Source organism: Halopseudomonas aestusnigri, assembly GCF_002197985.1.
Classification (GTDB): Bacteria; Pseudomonadota; Gammaproteobacteria; order Pseudomonadales; family Pseudomonadaceae; genus Halopseudomonas; species Halopseudomonas aestusnigri.
Genome location: NZ_NBYK01000001.1, coordinates 137682 through 154167 on the forward strand (window position 1 = coordinate 137682; position 16486 = coordinate 154167).

General features: G+C 59.4%; 23 protein-coding genes and 1 other annotated feature. Of the genes, 13 read left to right on the forward strand and 10 right to left on the reverse strand.

What is annotated here, in order from left to right; all coding sequences use genetic code 11:
- Window positions 1–25 precede the first annotated feature (25 nt).
- Window positions 26–151, reverse strand: coding sequence for a tyrosine-type recombinase/integrase (locus tag B7O88_RS18095; protein ID WP_268806942.1), 126 nt, complete (start codon window positions 149–151; stop codon window positions 26–28).
- 51 nt (window positions 152–202) lie between these two features.
- Window positions 203–871: a phage integrase N-terminal SAM-like domain-containing protein gene (locus B7O88_RS00680; protein ID WP_235005696.1), complete on the reverse strand. Its 669-nt coding sequence runs from the start codon at window positions 869–871 to the stop codon at window positions 203–205.
- 215 nt (window positions 872–1086) lie between these two features.
- Here B7O88_RS00680 and B7O88_RS17720 point away from each other — a divergent pair, with 215 nt between their 5' ends.
- From B7O88_RS17720 to B7O88_RS00695, 4 genes are all read left to right on the forward strand, one after another.
- Complete coding sequence (locus tag B7O88_RS17720) at window positions 1087–1728, forward strand: hypothetical protein (protein WP_140418550.1); 642 nt, start codon at window positions 1087–1089, stop codon at window positions 1726–1728.
- Window positions 1729–1824: 96 nt separating this feature from the next.
- Window positions 1825–2235, forward strand: coding sequence for a DUF2513 domain-containing protein (locus B7O88_RS00685; RefSeq protein WP_088273259.1), 411 nt, complete (start codon window positions 1825–1827; stop codon window positions 2233–2235).
- 148 nt (window positions 2236–2383) lie between these two features.
- Window positions 2384–2608, forward strand: a complete 225-nt coding sequence (locus B7O88_RS00690) for an addiction module protein (protein ID WP_088273260.1) — start codon at window positions 2384–2386, stop codon at window positions 2606–2608.
- 377 nt (window positions 2609–2985) lie between these two features.
- Complete coding sequence (locus B7O88_RS00695; RefSeq protein WP_088273261.1) at window positions 2986–3351, forward strand: DUF2306 domain-containing protein; 366 nt, start codon at window positions 2986–2988, stop codon at window positions 3349–3351.
- Window positions 3352–3380: 29 nt separating this feature from the next.
- Here B7O88_RS00695 and B7O88_RS00700 read toward each other — a convergent pair whose 3' ends face one another.
- From B7O88_RS00700 to B7O88_RS00715, 4 genes are all read right to left on the reverse strand, one after another.
- Complete coding sequence (locus B7O88_RS00700) at window positions 3381–4775, reverse strand: putative bifunctional diguanylate cyclase/phosphodiesterase (RefSeq protein ID WP_328587503.1); 1395 nt, start codon at window positions 4773–4775, stop codon at window positions 3381–3383.
- Window positions 4736–5964 (reverse strand): IS3 family transposase gene (locus B7O88_RS00705; RefSeq protein ID WP_088273263.1). Its coding sequence is split into 2 segments (ribosomal slippage): window positions 4736–5694 and window positions 5694–5964, totalling 1230 coding nucleotides; the frame shifts between segments, so codons are not numbered across the junction. The genes B7O88_RS00700 and B7O88_RS00705 overlap by 40 nt, the downstream gene beginning before the upstream one ends.
- Window positions 5564–5695: a sequence feature (AL1L pseudoknot), on the reverse strand. Its footprint overlaps the gene before it by 132 nt.
- 15 nt (window positions 5965–5979) lie before the next feature.
- Window positions 5980–6939: a cache domain-containing protein gene (locus tag B7O88_RS00710; protein ID WP_088273264.1), complete on the reverse strand. Its 960-nt coding sequence runs from the start codon at window positions 6937–6939 to the stop codon at window positions 5980–5982.
- A gap of 390 nt (window positions 6940–7329) precedes the next feature.
- Window positions 7330–7767 (reverse strand): DUF3010 family protein, encoded by a 438-nt coding sequence (locus tag B7O88_RS00715; RefSeq protein WP_088273265.1) that lies wholly within the window; start codon window positions 7765–7767, stop codon window positions 7330–7332.
- Between the two features lie 272 nt (window positions 7768–8039).
- Here B7O88_RS00715 and B7O88_RS00720 point away from each other — a divergent pair, with 272 nt between their 5' ends.
- The 3 genes from B7O88_RS00720 (at window position 8040) to B7O88_RS00730 (ending at window position 10022) form a co-directional block, all read left to right on the forward strand.
- Complete coding sequence (locus B7O88_RS00720; protein ID WP_088273266.1) at window positions 8040–8468, forward strand: hypothetical protein; 429 nt, start codon at window positions 8040–8042, stop codon at window positions 8466–8468.
- A 153-nt stretch (window positions 8469–8621) separates the two neighbouring features.
- Window positions 8622–9479, forward strand: coding sequence for a DNA ligase (locus tag B7O88_RS00725; protein ID WP_200818390.1), 858 nt, complete (start codon window positions 8622–8624; stop codon window positions 9477–9479).
- A gap of 189 nt (window positions 9480–9668) precedes the next feature.
- Window positions 9669–10022: a septal ring lytic transglycosylase RlpA family protein gene (locus B7O88_RS00730; protein WP_088273896.1), complete on the forward strand. Its 354-nt coding sequence runs from the start codon at window positions 9669–9671 to the stop codon at window positions 10020–10022.
- A gap of 122 nt (window positions 10023–10144) precedes the next feature.
- Here B7O88_RS00730 and B7O88_RS00735 read toward each other — a convergent pair whose 3' ends face one another.
- Window positions 10145–11251 carry a DUF2855 family protein gene (locus tag B7O88_RS00735; RefSeq protein WP_088273268.1) on the reverse strand — a complete coding sequence of 369 codons (1107 nt, stop codon included), beginning with the start codon at window positions 11249–11251 and terminating at the stop codon, window positions 10145–10147.
- A 75-nt stretch (window positions 11252–11326) separates the two neighbouring features.
- On the opposite strand from B7O88_RS00735, the gene B7O88_RS00740 reads away from it, so the two are divergent.
- On the forward strand, window positions 11327–11974 hold the full coding sequence (locus B7O88_RS00740; RefSeq protein WP_088273269.1) for a TetR/AcrR family transcriptional regulator: 648 nt from the start codon (window positions 11327–11329) through the stop codon (window positions 11972–11974).
- On the opposite strand, the gene B7O88_RS00745 is transcribed toward B7O88_RS00740, so the two are convergent.
- Entirely contained in the window at window positions 11955–12278 is a 324-nt protein-coding gene (locus B7O88_RS00745; protein ID WP_088273270.1) for a hypothetical protein, read from the reverse strand. The two genes, B7O88_RS00740 and B7O88_RS00745, sit on opposite strands and share 20 nt — an antisense overlap.
- Before the next feature lie 80 nt (window positions 12279–12358).
- On the opposite strand from B7O88_RS00745, the gene B7O88_RS00750 reads away from it, so the two are divergent.
- A complete protein-coding gene (locus B7O88_RS00750) occupies window positions 12359–12685 on the forward strand; it encodes a YqfO family protein (RefSeq protein WP_088273271.1) in 327 nt (108 codons plus the stop codon).
- Between the two features lie 7 nt (window positions 12686–12692).
- On the opposite strand, the gene B7O88_RS00755 is transcribed toward B7O88_RS00750, so the two are convergent.
- Together B7O88_RS00755 and B7O88_RS00760 are read right to left on the reverse strand one after the other, a co-directional pair.
- Complete coding sequence (locus B7O88_RS00755; protein WP_088273272.1) at window positions 12693–13187, reverse strand: L,D-transpeptidase family protein; 495 nt, start codon at window positions 13185–13187, stop codon at window positions 12693–12695.
- Window positions 13184–13735 (reverse strand): NUDIX hydrolase, encoded by a 552-nt coding sequence (locus tag B7O88_RS00760; RefSeq protein ID WP_088273273.1) that lies wholly within the window; start codon window positions 13733–13735, stop codon window positions 13184–13186. The genes B7O88_RS00755 and B7O88_RS00760 overlap by 4 nt, the downstream gene beginning before the upstream one ends.
- Before the next feature lie 188 nt (window positions 13736–13923).
- Between B7O88_RS00760 and B7O88_RS00765 the strand changes: the two genes are divergently transcribed.
- Genes B7O88_RS00765 through purT form a run of 4 tightly spaced genes read left to right on the forward strand, consistent with a single transcriptional unit; the run spans window position 13924 to window position 16461 of the window.
- A complete protein-coding gene (locus tag B7O88_RS00765) occupies window positions 13924–14520 on the forward strand; it encodes an NUDIX hydrolase (RefSeq protein ID WP_088273274.1) in 597 nt (198 codons plus the stop codon).
- An 11-nt stretch (window positions 14521–14531) separates the two neighbouring features.
- On the forward strand, window positions 14532–15056 hold the full coding sequence (locus B7O88_RS00770) for a gamma carbonic anhydrase family protein (protein ID WP_088273275.1): 525 nt from the start codon (window positions 14532–14534) through the stop codon (window positions 15054–15056).
- Window positions 15056–15283, forward strand: a complete 228-nt coding sequence (locus tag B7O88_RS00775) for a DUF1289 domain-containing protein (RefSeq protein ID WP_088273276.1) — start codon at window positions 15056–15058, stop codon at window positions 15281–15283. The genes B7O88_RS00770 and B7O88_RS00775 overlap by 1 nt, the downstream gene beginning before the upstream one ends.
- Entirely contained in the window at window positions 15280–16461 is a 1182-nt protein-coding gene (gene purT / locus B7O88_RS00780) for a formate-dependent phosphoribosylglycinamide formyltransferase (RefSeq protein ID WP_088273277.1), read from the forward strand. The genes B7O88_RS00775 and purT overlap by 4 nt, the downstream gene beginning before the upstream one ends.
- The last annotated feature ends 25 nt before the right edge of the window (window positions 16462–16486 follow it).

Genomic DNA, 16486 nt, shown 5'->3' on the forward strand with positions numbered 1-16486 from the left:
CGGATTGCCCGGCTAAGCCAAAGGCCTACCCGAGCGGACTTTGCACCCCGGCAAAGGCATTACCAAGGACATGGGTATAAATCTGCGTAGTACGCACATCGGCATGCCCCAGCAGCGTCTGCACCGCACTGACATGCATGTGGTGCCGCACGATGTTGCCTTCATCGTCGGCACACAGCCCCTGGGAAGGGAACAGCCACTGCTACTCAAGCGCTCGTGCAGCATTAGGGTATTTACGCCGGAGCGCGTAGGGCAGGCTCGCGTCGCACTGGTAAAACGCATCCTGCTCGCGCCAGGCACGCTGGATGCGCGCTCTGCGTGCACACAGTGGCTCGATCAGCGATGCGGGCAGCAGCGTGATGCGGTCCTTGTCCCCTTTGCCGCTGCGCACCGTGATGATCTGGCGGTCGAAGTCGATGTCTTTGATACGCAGCCGACAGGCCTCGACGACACGCAGCCCCGAGCCGTACATCAGCGACGCAATCAGCTTGTGAGGCTCCGGCAGCAACCCGATGATCTGGGTTGCTTCACTGTGCGTCAGCACCGTCGGGATGCGTGCAGGGCGTTTGGCCCGGACGGTGTCGCCGATATCGCAGAGCGGGCGACCCAACACCTTGCCATACAGAAACACCAGCGCGTTGAGCGCCTGATTTTGTGTGGCGGCAGCTACCTGCCGACTGACGGCCAGCCAGGTAAGAAACTCGCTACCTTCCGCTGGTCCCATCTCCAGCGGGTGACGCATCCGGTGGTAACGCAGGAAGTAGCGTATCCAGTACCAATAGGTCTTCTCGGTGCGAATGCTGTAGTGATTCACCCTGATGACGTTACGAAACTGCTCGCGCAGCTGCGGTTTGGCTGGTGTGGTGTCCATATCGCATCCATGCTGTATGTTTGTACAGCATTATTGGGTGCGCAAAAAGAGGAAGTCAAGCGAATACAGATGGTATGCGGCGGCAACAATCTAACCAATTGTTTTAAAAAGAATTTTTAGTTCTTTGGTAACCTGGGCGCGACGTTGTTATGAAGAAGTTACTAATATGCAGTCATAAAGCCGTCGGTCCACTCAACTGTTATACGAGCATCTCCATGAACGCACTACTTCAGAAGTCCGCGCTATACATAAAAGGAAGGCCTGAGGTTTTCAGAGTTATTGGTGCCGTGTTTTTTGTGGCAACGCTGATTGCGGCGGTTTTTTGGCTGGCAAACTACAATGCAGAGCCAATTGCTTTTGCCCTTAGCTTAATTTCTTCTATTTTCTTCGGGCTCCCATATGCTGCAGAAGCAATTTGCCCAAACAGAAAACTAGTTCGCGACATGAGTCATGAGGAAATCTTGAGCTTCATGGCAGGCACAGACCCTAAGCTCGACTGGGGAGGTGTATCAAAAGCATGGTCATCCGAAAGATTTCTCAAAGAAGATCCAAGACTGAGAATGGTCATGCGATACGATGAAGAAGGAGTTCAAAACCCTGACTTCGTAGATGTCTGGGCAAATAAATGGCTGCATCCAAAGGCAACTGGTTACTGGTGTGATATTTACTACGACCATAACCTAATTGATCGTCTTGTGTTGGTATCCGTGGATGATGGTAATTGCTTACTTCCTACGCCCCGCTATGATTCCAACAAAGTACCAAAGTTAAACTATTTCTGCGCTCAATGCTTCGACTCAATTGGAAGCTTTGATATTTATTTTTCCGGGGCGGGGTTTGTGCGTGAAGACGTATAACAAGTCGCTCAACACCGTTCGCTCCGCTCACTGGGACGGGCTAAAGCCCGCCCCTTAACCAAACTTCATGTGCCTGTGAAAACAAGAGAGTAATTTGTGAAAATTGATCATGAATACTTAAAGAGATTGCTTGAGGCATTTGAAGCTTCAGGCACACCTACCACAGATATAAATGAATTGGGGAAACTCGGCTTCAGTTATCAGGAAGATAAATTTATTTTTCATCTACGCATTCTCGCTGACCAAAACTTGGTTCAGGGTGAGCAGGGTCATGATCTTGGCTATCGAAAAGGGGTTGATGGATATGTGTCCTGGGGGGTTGTTCCTTTACGACTAACAGCATTTGGTCACGAATTTCTTGAAGCACTTAGGAATAGTCAAGTTTGGGACACTATCAAGTCCGAATTCAAGGATGCTTCAATAGGCACACTTTGGCGGGTTTCAAAAGACCTTTTAGAAGCCTATACAAAGAAAAAAATCGAATCTTTGCTGGGCGCTGATGAGTAAGCACATAACAATCAAAGGCAGCATCGTCCTACGGACTGGACGCGCTAACGCGCGCCGCTGCTTTGGGCGTTAAAGCGAAAAACCGAGTCGTGGCACCTGATACCCATCCGTGTCAAAATTCAGCGATACGCGAACGAGAGGTTTTTTCATGAATCTCCAGAAAATTGAAGACGAGGCGCTCCATCTCCCTAAGGAGGAGCGAGTTCAATTGATCCAGCGACTGGTATTGAGTCTGGAGTCTCCGTCGTATGAGGAGCTCAGATCCGATTGGCTGCTTGAGGCCCGCCGTAGAGGCGAAGAACTCGACAATGGCACAGTTCATTCTGTGGCTGGTGAGAATGTCATGAGGAAGGCTAGAGCACTGATCAAATGAACTATTCTTCTCACCCGGCAACGGAAGCCGAGTTCCTGGAGTCAGTAGGTTATTACGAATCAAAGGTTCCGGGATTGGGTGGTGCCTTCATAGAGGAATTTGAGGCCCTGGCTAATTTGGTTGGCGAGTCACCTAAGGCCTGGCAAGTCGAGTTGCCACCAGATATTCGTAGAGCGGCCCTTCACAGAGTTCCCTTGTCTGTCGTTTACCGAGAACGACCTGATGGCTTTCAGGTTCTGGTTGTTGCCCATGACCGGCGGCGTCCGCAGTACTGGCTGGGCAGGTTTTAACAATCGGCTGCACAGCGACCGATTTTCCGTCGCTTCGCGGCTCCAAAGCGGCTGGCGAATTTCTCCACTTTAGCGCGCGGGTGCACCATGGCCGTTACGCTTCATCTTGTTGCTGCACTCTGGGCGTTGCTCGCCGGGGGCTTTCAGTTGCTGACCCGCAAGGGGACGCGGTTGCATAGGGTTGTGGGCTGGTCGTGGATGACGGCGATGGTGATTGTGGCCATGTCTTCGTTCTGGCTGACCGGCTTTATGGATGTGTTCCATGGTTACAACCCTATCCATCTGCTGTCGGTCTGGGTGCTGGTGTGTGTGGCGGTGTCGGTGTACTCAGCCCGAGCCGGCCATATCAGGCGGCACCGCGCCTTTGCGGTTGGTGCCTTTATCGGCGTTATCGGAGCCGGGCTGGGTGCATTGGCGCCGGGGCGGCTGATTTATCAGTGGCTGGTCGGTTGATCTGTGAGCCTTCGCCGACTAGCGCCGGCTCACTGCGTTGGCGACAGGCTTTCCCTTGCGATGCAGGCGCGCAGGTCGTCCAGAGTGAGTGGTCTGGCGAACAGGTAACCCTGGAAATGGTCGCATCCGCAGGTGATCAGGCACTGCAACTGCTCCTCGGTTTCAACGCCTTCTGCCAGCACGGTCATGCCGTAGTTCTGGCCGATGGCGATGATGTTCTGCACCATGGCCAGGGCGGTCTTGTCGTCGGTGACGTGATCGACAAAGCTTTTGTCGATCTTGACCTCGTGAAACGGCAGCGAGCGCAGGGTGCTCAGTGAGGAATAGCCGGTACCAAAGTCATCGAGTGACATCCGCACGCCGGCGTCCTTGGCGCGGGTCAGGATGTGGTGGATCTGCTCGATGTCTTCAATCAGCAGATTTTCCGTGACTTCGATACATATCTGCTCAAAGCCCAGCAGGCTGCTGTCGATTCGTTCCAACAGCTGATCGATAAAGCCGTTTTCCATCAACTGCCGGGCGGACACGTTGATCGACAGGTTGAAGGTCTTGCCGGTTTGCTGTTGCAGCCCTGCGATGTCGGCCAGCGCCCGGTCAATGATGTGGTAACCAAGGGTGGTGATCAGCCCTGAGTGCTCGGCAATCGGGATGAAGGCGTCCGGCGGCACACTGCCCAGAACCGGGCTTTGCCAGCGTACCAGTGCTTCCACTCCATACATGCGGCCATGCTGGTCAACCTGAGGCTGATAGACCAGGAAGATCTCGCCGCGGGTTTCGGCGCCACGCAGGTGTTGTTCGATCCTGACCCGGTACAGGTATTGCTCTTCCAGATCGGTACGGAAGAAGCGCAGGGTGTTGCGCTCCTTCTTGGCCTCATACATGGCCACATCCGCCGCGCGCAACAGCTCGTCGAGGGTGGTGCCATGCTCCGGGTAGCGCGCCACACCGATACTGCAGCCAGGGGAGAAGGTCATATTGGAGAAGGCAATATTGGCGCAAATGGCGTTAATTTGCCGGCCAACCCGCTCCTCGGCGGCGGTACTGTCGGCATGGGTGGCAATCAACAGCACAAACTCGTCACCGCCGTGCCGCACCAGCAGGGTGCCTTCACGCAGGGCCTGCTCGAAGCGGCGTGCCAGCTCTACCAAGATCTGATCACCAATGCTGTGGCCGAAATGGTCGTTGATGCCCTTGAAGTGGTCGAGGTCGATGAACAGGAGTGAGAAGTTCTGTTTTCCTGTCTGCCACTGGTCAAAGGCCTCCAGCAGAAAGTTGCGATTGGGCAGGCCGGTCAGGGTGTCGTGATCGGCCTGATATTGCAGCTGCTGGCGGCGGTGTTGCTGCTTGAACCGCCCCGGGTTTCGCGGAGGCTGTTTTGTTTGAGTCAGGCAGCAACTGATATGGTTGCCTGACTCTGTTCGTATAGTGCCTCAAACTCGGCCGGTGGCCTATTTCCAATTGGCTCCAGCAGGCGCTGATGGTTGAACCAGGTCACCCACTTCAGCGTCTCCCACTCCAGACTGTCTACGCTTTTCCATGGCCCTCGCCTGTGGATCAGTTCGGTCTTGTAGAGGCCGTTGATGGTCTCTGCCAGTGCGTTGTCGTAGCTGTCACCGGTATTGCCAACCGAGGGTTCGATGCCAGCTTCGCCCAGCCGCTCGCTGTAGCGAATCGACAGATATTGCGAGCCCCTATCGCTGTGATGAACCAGCCGGTGTGGCTCAGGCCGACGAGTGTGAAGCGCCTGTTCCAGAGCATCCAGGACAAACTCTGTACGCATGTGTCGGCTGACACGCCAGCCCACGATAAACCGTGAGTAGACATCGACGATGAACGCCACATAGGCAAATCCCTGCCAGGTTGAAACGAATGTGAAATCGGCGACCCAGAGCTGATTGGGACGTTCGGCAGTGAACTGGCGCTTTACCAGATCCCTAGGGTTGGCATTGTCAGGATCGGCGTGGGTGGTTTTCACCATTTTGCCCCGCGTAACGCCGCAGAGCCCCATTTCACGCATCAACCGTTCCACTGTGCAGCGCGCAACCACCTGGTGTTCGCGATGCATCTGCCGCCAAATTTTCCTGGCCCCGTAGACCTCGTAATTTTCCCGCCAGACACGATGAATGTGTACAGCAAGTGCCTCGTCACGGATCGCTCGGGCGGAGCGTCGTGAGCGATCACGTAGCCGTGCAGCATGGCGCCGGTAAGCCGATGGAGACACTTGCAACACGCGGCACAGTGGCTCGACTCCAAAGCTTTGCCGGTGCTTGTCGATCAGTTGCCAGATCACTTCAAACGGCGCAGGATGGCCTGCCCGTCGGGCTCCGCCTGGGCGAAAAAAGCGCTGGCGACCTTGAGGATCTCGTTAGCTCGCTTGAGCTCACGAACCTCACGTTCCAGTTCCTTGACGCGGGCATCAGTAGCCGAGGCAGAGGGGACCGCAGGCGCAGCTGCCTTCCGAATCCAACTGCTCAGTGTCTGGGCGGTGCAGCCGATCTTGCTGGCCACTGCCTCGATGGCGGCCCACTGCGATGTGTGGGATTCCCGGACCTCATAAACCATACGGATGGCCCGGTCACGGACTTCAGGGGAAAACTTGGGGTGCTTGCTCATATGGGCTCCATTCTCTCAAAAGATGAAGCCTCCGCGAAACCCGGGGCGGTTCAGCTCCCGGTCGATAAAGCGAAACAGGTAGAACATGCTGATCAGAAACGCCGCAGTCAACGCAATATAAAGCGTTGCAGTCTTGAGGAATTGATTGATCAGATAGCCTTCTTCCACTTCAGACAGCAGCCAGAATTCGTAGCGGGGGTTGTAGAGTGCGACGCCACGGACGTGCTCTCTGTCCGAGTTGGTATCCCATCTGAAGGTGATGGTGGTCTGGCGCCCTGAGGGATGCTCGGGTTCGCGCTGGCCCTGTTGAAGGGCCTGCATGAGCTGCCGATACCGCGTGTCCGGCAGGGGCTGGACGAAGAAGTCAGCGATCAGCTCCCCGTTAGTCGCGTACTGGATATAGCGATTACGGGTGCGAAGAATGGTGATGCGGTTATGTGGACCGAGGACGGCAGCATGGGCGAAATGACCGCTGTCCGCCTGGATTTTCAGTGCGCCGGTCATGATGCCCAGCAACTGCCCGTCAGTATCGCGAATGGCCTTTCTGGCCGGGATTACCAGTCTGGGAGCGTTGTAGGTTCGCCCGAGGACCATTTTGTCGCTTTCGATGGCGTATACGAAGGAGTCTTTCGATTCGGGCTGTTGCAGCAGGTTTGGCGGGTCGGGCCTTACCAGATTGGAGGTTGTGTCCAGCACCTCGCCTGCGGTGGAAAACAGGGCAAAGCCGGCAAAGAATTCCGGATTGATGTTCATCAGCCGGTCCAGCTCGGATCGAATATCCGGGTTGCCTTCGCGCTGGCGCAGGAGGATGTCCTGACCAATCAGGGTGATGATGGTTTCCTGCTGCTCCAGCAGCGATGAAAAACTGCCGAACCACTGCTTGACCAGGCTGCGTTGGGAGGCCTCGGTCTGCGCAGTCAGATACTGCCAGTGGACATACGTGGGCCGGCCAGCGCAATGACCGCAGTAGCACACAGCAGCTTGTAGAGCAGCCAGATGTTGCGCCTGATAGACAGCGGTCTGAATCCCATTCAGCTTCTCTTTGTTGAGCGCGGTTTAACTCGATTAAGACATGATAGTTCTGATAATCCAGCCAGGGAGCCAGCCAGCGTTCAGTCCGTTGACAAGCTCAATACTAGTTGAGTTATCGGCAGTGCCGGCTACCGGGTGGCCGGTGAGGTACGCGCTTGTTGCTGGCTGCAATACCACAAATTTTATATGGTTTTTATCACTGGCTGGCATTAGGCCATGCCTGGCTGTGGCTTGCAATGGGGTCAGGTCGGGCTGGGGGCGAGGCGGTGTTGGCAGGCAGCCCGAATGGCTTGATCCGGACGGACTCCGGTCGGGCTGCCGGCCGCGGTGCTGTCAGTTCGCGAACTTGTCTTTCATCAGGTAGGCGAATGCGGTGTTGAAGGCGGGTTCCTGATAGGCCTTCAGCCCGGTTTCAGAGAACAGCACCGGAATGGGGTTGCGCTTGATCGACTCCTTGATATCGGTCGGTGACATGATCACCACGTCCAGATCGGCAATCAGCTCGATCGCTGCTTCCAGTTTGAAGCCCACGGCACCGCCGGCAAACTTGCCCTTCATCGGCCGCTGGCGGATAACGACCTTGTCGACCTTGTAGTCGTGCATCAGCTTGGCAAAGGTCTGCTGGAAATGGCGCAGCGCACCGGTGCTGTTGCTGTCGGTCAGGCTGACCCGGCGCGCGCGGAAATCAGGCAGCTGGAACAGCTCGTCATCGAGTGCCAGCAGGCAGACATTGGCATCGTTACTGTTGAGGTCAACACCACACACTTTCATAAAAAATCCAATCCCGTTCGTTCGGCGCAGTATAGCGCACGATAGGTTGCTCGCGTGTGTTCGCGCAGCAGTCCGGGAGTCAGCCCCGCAGATGTTTGTCGGGTCGGGCCCTGCTATAGTGCCGGCCTCTCCCGGGGGCTGCCGGCGTTCTGCCGGGGCACGCCCCTGCTGTTGCCCAGGATGTGATGTGATGAGCCATTTGGTACTGATTTCGGCTATGCCGCTTGCCCTGTCGCTGCACGCTGCTGCTTGGCAGGTGGAGTTCAGCTGACATGCTTCAACCCGTGATTCAGCAGGAGTCCACCGGCTGCGGGATTGCCTCGGCCGCCGTTTTGCTCGGCTGCAGTTATCCGCAGATGAAGGCCGTTGCCAATGCGATGGGCATTTATGCCGATGACAAGGCACTCTGGTCGGACACCCAATACGTGCGTCGATTGCTGGAAAACGGCGGCTTGCAGGTGTCGGCCACCGAGGAGCCTTTCGTTTCCTGGCAGGCGCTGCCTGATCTGGCGTTGCTGGCGATCAAATACCACTGGGAAGGTGAGCGGCCGTTCTGGCATTGGGTGGTGTTTGAACGTTTTGCGGGCGCAATGCGGGTACTGGACTCGGCCAGCTATCTGCCCGCGAGCGTGCGCACCGACTTCGAGGCCATGACGCCGCGCTGGTCGATCGCGGTCAGTAGGCCTGAGGCTGCGTCCTGATCGTTGCGCTGCTGTGACGGCGTTCTAACCTCTCGTCCCGGCTGCTTGTTCGCCCCCTTGGTATTGCTAGCCTGTGGCGGCGCACGCGATGCCGGCGGCTGTGCGCTTTCTGCCCGACTGTCTGCCGGCCTTACCTGCAACAGGGAGGTTGCCGTGTTCGCCTGGATACGCCGAGCGTTGCTCTTTTGCGCCTTGCTGCACCTGCCGGCGAGCGCCGACAGCGGTTTGATGCTGGCCGAGGTTTATCGTGGTGAAGGGGCGGTTGCGGACTACTGGGTCAGTGAGAAGCTGGATGGCGTTCGCGCGCGCTGGGACGGTCAGCAGTTGCTGAGTCGTGGCGGTTACCGCATCAATGCGCCGGAGGAGTTCACCCTCGGCTGGCCGGCACTGCCGATGGATGGTGAGTTGTGGCTCGGACGTGGGCGGTTCGATGAGGTCAGCGCGCTGGCTCGCCGCCAGCAGGCGAGCGTTGCTGACTGGCAAGGGGTAGGCTTTATGGTGTTTGACCTGCCCGAGCACGGCGGTGACTTCAGCGCCCGGGTGCTGGCGATGCGCGAGCTGGCCGATCTGCAGCTAGCCACTCTGCAGCCGGTTGTGCAGCGGCGGCTGGCGAGTGCCGATGAGCTGGACGCTCTGCTTGGGCGCACGGTGGCCGTCGGCGGGGAGGGGTTGATGCTCCACCACGCCAGCGCGCGCTACCGCGCCGGGCGTCATCCGCTGTTGCTCAAATACAAGCCGTTCGAGGATGCCGAGGCACGGGTGATCGGATATACCGCCGGACAGGGCAAATACCTCGGGCAGGTGGGCGCTCTGCTGGTCGAAGATGGGGCCGGGCGGCGATTTCGGCTGGGCAGCGGCCTGAGTGATGCGCAGCGCCAGTCGCCACCGGCCATCGGTACGCTAGTGACCTATCGCTTTAATGGCCTGACCTCTGGCGGTCTGCCGCGTTTTGCCCGCTTTCTGCGGGTCAGGACGGATGCCGGGTTGAACCAGCCTGCCGCGACGCCCTGACCGGGTGTGATGCCGTCGACCCCTTGCCGTGCGCACGCCAGTGCCGGTTATCAGGCGCAAGCTCTTGCCGTGAACCCGACGCTGATAGCGCGGTCTATCCGACCACCGCCTCCGCCCAGGAGGCACCTGGCTTCCTAGTGCAAAAGGTGTGTCGTATTGAACGGACGTGTTCTGTTTCTGGGTCTGATTATGCTGGCGCTGGCCGGTTGCAGTCATTTGGGCGGCGGCAAGCTCGGAGGTGCGACCGAGACCGGGCAGGCGTCTTATTACGCGGACAAGTTCGAGCAACGCAAGACCGCCAATGGCGAGCGCTATCGTCACGATGCGCTGACCGCAGCCCATCGCACCTTGCCCTTTGGCACCCGGGTGCAGGTGACCAATCTGGATAACGGCCGATCTGTTGTGGTGCGCATCAATGACCGAGGCCCCTTCGTTCGTGGCCGGGTGATTGACCTGTCGAAGTCGGCGTTTACCCGCATCGGCCAGGTGTCGAGCGGGCTGTTGCCGGTGAAAGTGGTCGTGCTGAGCCTGCCTCCACGCTAGGCCGTCCGGCCTCGGGATGCCCTAGCCCTGCAGCGGGCGTAGGTGGGGCATGTGCAGGGACGCGACAGGTCGCGTCCGCAATGGGGGCGGCAGGTGCACGACGCCCTGGCCGGGTCGCTGGCTTAGTCGAGGACGACTGCGTGGCCATCCTTGGGATCGATACGCCCGCCGACCAGATCCTCTACCAGTGTCTTTGCCTGCTCCAGGCCAGTGTGCTCGATGACGTTCAGCCACGGTGCAGACGGGTTCTGCACCCGTTCGATAAACGCCAGCTGGGCGGCGTTGAAGCGGCGGGTCACTTCCGCCGCGCCCCAGTCGGCGTTGCGCTTCTTGATCTGGTAGGGCGCAAAGTACGGCTGCGGTGCAGGGCCGTGCACAGGCGTTTCGGCGGCGCTGAGGTGTTCGTGGTTCTGTGCTGATCCTGCGTAGCAGTCGTAGACCAGGCTGTCCTTGAAGTACTCGTGAATGCGGTTGCGCAGCGCCACGTTGCCTGAGAAGTCGACATACAGGGTGGGGATGCTGGCATCGAGTTGTTCAACGTCTTCGTAGGCGACAGCCTGCTGGTAGCAGCCGAGCTGGGCGACGAAGTCGGTGTTGCCGCCGGAGGTCAGGCCAATCAGCGCCACGCTGTCGTTCTGCTCCAGGCAGAAGGCGGTGCCGTAGGCGGTCTTGCTGGAGGCGCTGGAGACGATGATCTGGCGGGCGCCGAAGAAGTTGTTGTCTTCCAGGAAGTCGGCCAGCATGAACGAGGTGATGAACAGCGGGCGCAGCAGCATCTGATAGTTCTCATCAGCGCCGCGGTAGGCGGCATCGGTGCTGATGCGCTGGTACTGGTTGTAGGCCGAGGTCAGTTCCAGTCGGTGAGGAATGCCGTCGTAAAAGCCGCGTTCGGAAACACGCACCGGATTCATGACCACGTGCGACGCAATCGGCCAGTAGCCGTAGAAGCGTTCACCCACCGCCAGACCCTCAACTGTACTCTCGACGATCTCGGCAAAGCCCCAGGCCGGCATGTGGAACCACTCGGTCGCACCGGTGGGGAAGAAGTCCCAGTAGCGCAGGTGCGGGGTTTCGCCGAAGGCGGCGTAGGTAATGTTGTTGGTGGTCAGCGCCAGGCGGCTGATGCGCAGCAGTGCTTCGCCCGGCTTCAGCTCCGGCATCGGCTGGGTGACGACGCGAACCTGATTAAGGTCCTTCTTGTTATTTTGCAGTTGGCTGATCACAGTCATGGGCGCTCCGGAAAAGGGGTGATTCGACAGTAGGATGACTGTAGCCTGTCAGCGTGTTTACCGGGTTCGGATTCCATGACCAGCAAGAACAGCCCCGCTCAGTCTCGCAACAAGCCGCTCAAGCGCCCGACCCAGGGGCGCGCCAAGATGACGGTGCAGGCGATTTTCGATACCTATGTTCGGATTTGGCAGCGCGATGGCTGGGAGCGCGTGACGACCCGCGCGGTGGCGCTGGAGGCCGGGGTCGCGGTGGGCACCCTGTACGATTACTTTCCCAGCAAGCAGGCGCTGCACTCGGGGTATGTGCGTCACTGCATCGAGCGCCTGTTGCAGGCAATTGAACAGCAGGCCATAGAGCCCGTCGGGCTGGTGTGGCAGGAGCGTGTCGGTCGGCTGGTGCGATTGCTTGGCGGCGTGGCTGGTGAGGCGGCCTGGTTTCATCCGCAGATGCTGGAGCTGGAGCCGGTGATTGCCGAGCAGAAGCACCAGCAGCGTGCCTATGCCGAGCTGATGAATATCTGGCAGCGGGTGCTGGAGGCCTGCCCGGACCTGCCGGTCAAGCCTTCGGTGTCACGCCTTGAGGCGCTGCATCTGATGGTCTGGGGCGCTCGGCGCTATGCCCTGTTGACGCAGTTGCCGGGTGAGCGGCTGGCGGAGTTGGTCGCCGAGCAGGAACAGGTGTGCCTGCTGGCGCTGGAATCGCTCAGCGCCGGCTCGGAATGACGTCCAGATAGTCGCGCTGGATGGCGGTTTCCAGTGCGTTGGCGGCGCCGACCAGCTCTTCGTAGGTCAGCCGGAGTTTGCGCAGCGTGTCGACATGCTCATCGGAAGGCGCGCGCCCGCCCGCCTGGCCCGCGATTTCAAGCAGGCCGCACAGGTAGTCCTTGCGGGCCTGGGCGACCATGTTGAGCATGGGGGTCAGCGAATCCAGGCTGAGCTGCGGAATAGCCGGGTTGATGATATTGCGGTTGACTTCGCGGCGCTGCTTTTCCAGCTCAAGCAGCAGGCGGTTGCTGTCGATTGTCATGGCGTCGTGATCCTTGTTGGCGGACTTTTTGTGATTCTAATGTGCCACTATTTGGTGGCCGGGTGCTAGAGGACAATAGCATGTACAAGTTATGTTTCTTTGTGCCTGCCAGCCATGTCGAGCAGGTCAAGCAGGCAGTCTTTGCCGCGGGTGCCGGCCGGCTTGGCAATTATGACAGCTGCAGCTGGCAGGTGCTTGGGCAGGGCCAGTTCAGGCCGCTTGCGGGAAGTGAGCCCTATCTCGGCCAGACCGGCGTCGTTGAGCAGGTATCAGAGTACCGCGTGGAAACCCTGTGCGCCGGTGATTGTATCGAGGCGGTCATCGAGGCGCTGCGCCAGGCTCATCCCTACGAGGAGCCGGCGTTTGACGTCTGGCGTCTGGAGGCCCATCTGATGCAGCGGCGCTAGTTGCTGTTCAGGGCACGATCTCGACCAGCGTACCGTCGGGCACCAGCTCCCATAGTTCGCGCATTTCAGCGTTGCCGAGGGCGATGCAGCCGTTGGTCCAGTCCAGGCCCTTGAAGAACCACTCCGGGTATTGCTCGTCGATTGGCGTGCCATGAATCATGATCATGCTGCCGGGGTCGTCTATACCGGCCTCAAAGGCTGCCATGCGGTCCTTGAGGTTGGGGTAGTCCAGATGCAGGCTGAGATTGTATTGCGGGCTCTCGTGGCGCCAGTCGATCGTATAGATGCCCTCCGGCGTGCGCTGGTCGCCCTGCTGGCGCTTGGGGCCCACCGGCTGGCGGCCAAGGGAGATGCGGTATTCATGCAGCACGCGGCCGTCGCTGATGATCTGCAGGCTGCGCTCGGCCTTCCTGATCAGTATCCGGTCGATCGGTGGCTGGCCGGCCCAGGCGCAGGATGCCGCCAGCAGAATGCAGCCGAGGAGCAGGGTGGTCAGCTTCATCGGCGGTGCTGCCCCGGGCGGTAGAGGATGTCGCGGATGCGTACCGGAAAGGCCTGCTCCTGGCGGTCAAGGAAGTACTGCTTGAGGGTCTTGCCCACGGTCGGAAAGGCCAGTTCGTCCCAGGGAATCTCGTGCTCGTGGAACAGGCGCACCTCCAGGCTTTCTTCGCCGGCGCTGAACTCCAGATCGGCCAGCTCGCCGCGGAAGAACATGTAGACCTGATTGATATGCGGCAGGTTGAACAGCATATACAGCTCTTGTTGCTGAAGTCTGGCGCGGGCCTCTTCCCAGGTTTCGCGCAGGGCTGCCTCTTCGGTGGTTTCGCCGTTTTCCATGAAGCCTGCGGGCAGGGTCCAGAAACCGCGACGCGGCTCGATGGCCCGGCGACAGAGCAGTACCTGCTGGCCGTGCACTGCGAGACAGCCGGCGACGATGCGCGGGTTCTGATAATGGATGGTCTGGCAATGGTCGCAGACGAACCGTGAACGGGTGTCCCCGTCGGGGACGCGTGCGGTGACGCCTTGACCGCACTCGCTACAGAACTTCATGACTGGCTTCCGGCTGGCTGCTGGGTAATTGGGCTCTATCTTGCTGATCGTGAGGCCTGCGGGCAAGAGCTCAGGGGTATAAATCAGCTCGGTGCACGGTGGCCTATCGTGCGGTATTCACGCCATGGTGCGGCTGGTTCTGCCCTGGTGATCATGCCATCATTGACGAAATAAACGAGGATGTATGCATGCTAGACGAAATGCGCATGCGGGTGATGCAGCACACCCCTCGACAGATCGTTGCGCCTGGTTTGCCGGAGGCGGGAGTACTGATCGCCATTACCGAGCAACCGCAGCCGGAAATCATTCTGACCCTGCGCTCGCAGCGACTGTCTACCCATTCAGGCGAAGTGGCTTTTCCCGGCGGACGGCGTGACCCGGGCGATGTGGACCTGTGCTATACCGCTTTGCGCGAGGCGCATGAGGAAATCGGCCTGCTGCCGGAGCTGGTGGATGTGGTCGGCCCCATGGACTCGCTGGTGTCGCGTTTTGGTATCAAGGTCACGCCCTATGTGGGCGTCGTGCCCGACCAGTTCGAGATCATTCCCAACGCCAGTGAGATTGAAGAGGTGTTTCGCGTGCCGGTCGAGTTCTTTATGTCTGATCCGCGCGAAATGACCCACCGTATCGACTATGAAGGGCGTAGCTGGTACGTCCCCAGCTACCGTTTCAACGGCTTCAAGATCTGGGGGCTGACGGCGCTGATGCTGGTTGAATTGATGAATACCGGCTTTGACGCGGGTATCACCTTGCATACGCCCTACGACGGGCACAACAAGAATTAGGAGCACGAAGCATGAAGTACAGCCTGGGCAAGGATCGGGTAGAAATGGCGGCTGACGCCTGGATTGCCGACACCGCAGCGGTCATCGGTAAGGTCAAGCTGGAGGCTGGCGCCAACGTCTGGTTTGGTGCGGTGATTCGCGGTGATGTCGAGCAGATTACCGTCGGCGAACACAGCAATGTGCAGGACGGCGCGGTAATGCATGCCGACAGTGGCGTGCCGCTGACCCTCGGCAAAGGCATCACAGTCGGCCATAATGCGATGCTGCACGGGTGCACGGTCGGTGATTACAGCCTGATCGGCATCAACGCGGTGGTGCTCAATGGCGCGAAGATCGGTAAACACTGCATCATCGGCGCCAACAGCCTGATTCCGGAAGGCAAGGAGATCCCGGACGGTTCACTGGTCATGGGCTCCCCCGGCAAGGTGGTCAAGACGCTGAGCGATCAGCAGAAGAAGATGCTGGAACTGAGCGCCGCCCATTACGTGCAAAACGCCAAACGCTTCCGTGACGAACTCAAGATACAGGAAGACTGATGACCCGCTCTGCCCCCGTTCGCTCGCCTTGTGTCAGCATTTGTGCGCTGGACGATAACGACATCTGCACCGGGTGTCAGCGCACCGGCATGGAAATAGCCCGCTGGGGCCGGATGACCGACGAGCAGCGTCTTGGGGTGCTGGCGCGCTGCGAGGAGCGTGCGCGCGGGCAGGGGCTGTGGATCGGCACGGCGACTCAATCAACTATCCAAGGTAGACAGGCATGACGGTAATCGGGACCCCTTACGCAGAAAGCGCGACGCGGGTATTGCTGCTGGGCTCGGGCGAGCTGGGCAAGGAAGTGGCCATTGAGCTGCAGCGGCTGGGCTGTGAGGTTATCGCGGTAGACCGCTATGAGCACGCCCCGGCGATGCAGGTCGCGCACCGCAGCCATGTGATCAGCATGCTGGACGGCCAGGCGCTGCGCGAGGTTATTGAAGCTGAACAGCCCGATTACATCGTGCCGGAAATTGAAGCCATTGCGACCGCGACGCTGGTCGAGCTGGAGGCGGAAGGCTACAACGTCGTGCCGACCGCCGAGGCAGCGCGCCTGACCATGGATCGCGAGGGCATCCGCCGTCTGGCTGCGGAAACGCTGGACCTGCCGACCTCTGCCTATCGGTTCGCGGACACGCTGGATGAATACCGTGCCGCGGTCGTTGCCATTGGCATGCCCTGCGTAGTCAAGCCGGTGATGAGTTCATCGGGCAAGGGGCAGAGTCTGGTGCGCGAGCAGGCCGATATCGACAAGGCCTGGGAGTATGCCCAGTCCGGCGGTCGTGCCGGTCAGGGCCGGGTGATCGTCGAGGGGTTTGTCGACTTTGATTATGAAATTACCTTGCTGACCGTGCGGCACATTGACGGCACCTCCTTCTGTGAGCCTATCGGCCACCGTCAGGAGGCCGGCGACTACCGCGAGTCCTGGCAGCCGCAGGTGATGAGCGAAGGGGCGCTGGCTGAGGCTAAACGTGTTGCGTCGACCATCACCGAGGCGCTTGGTGGCCGTGGTGTGTTTGGGGTCGAGCTGTTCGTCAAGGGCGATCAGGTGTGGTTCAGCGAAGTCTCTCCGCGCCCGCACGACACCGGGCTGGTAACCCTGATTTCGCAGGATCTGTCCGAGTTTGCATTGCATGCGCGCGCCATTCTGGGACTGCCGATTCCGGTAATCCGCCAGGTCGGTCCATCGGCATCGGCGGTAGTGCTGGTGCAGGGCCAGTCGGCCAATGTCAGCTTCGGCAATCTGGGCGCGGCCCTCAAGGAGCCGGACACCCAGCTGCGGCTGTTCGGTAAGCCCGAGGTTGATGGGCAGCGTCGTATGGGTGTCGCGCTGGCGCGTGACGAGTCCATTGAGGCGGCTGTTGCCAAGGCGGTGCGTGCGGCATCGGCGGTTGAGGTCACGCTCTGAGTCGGTGGTGGTATCTGGCGGCACC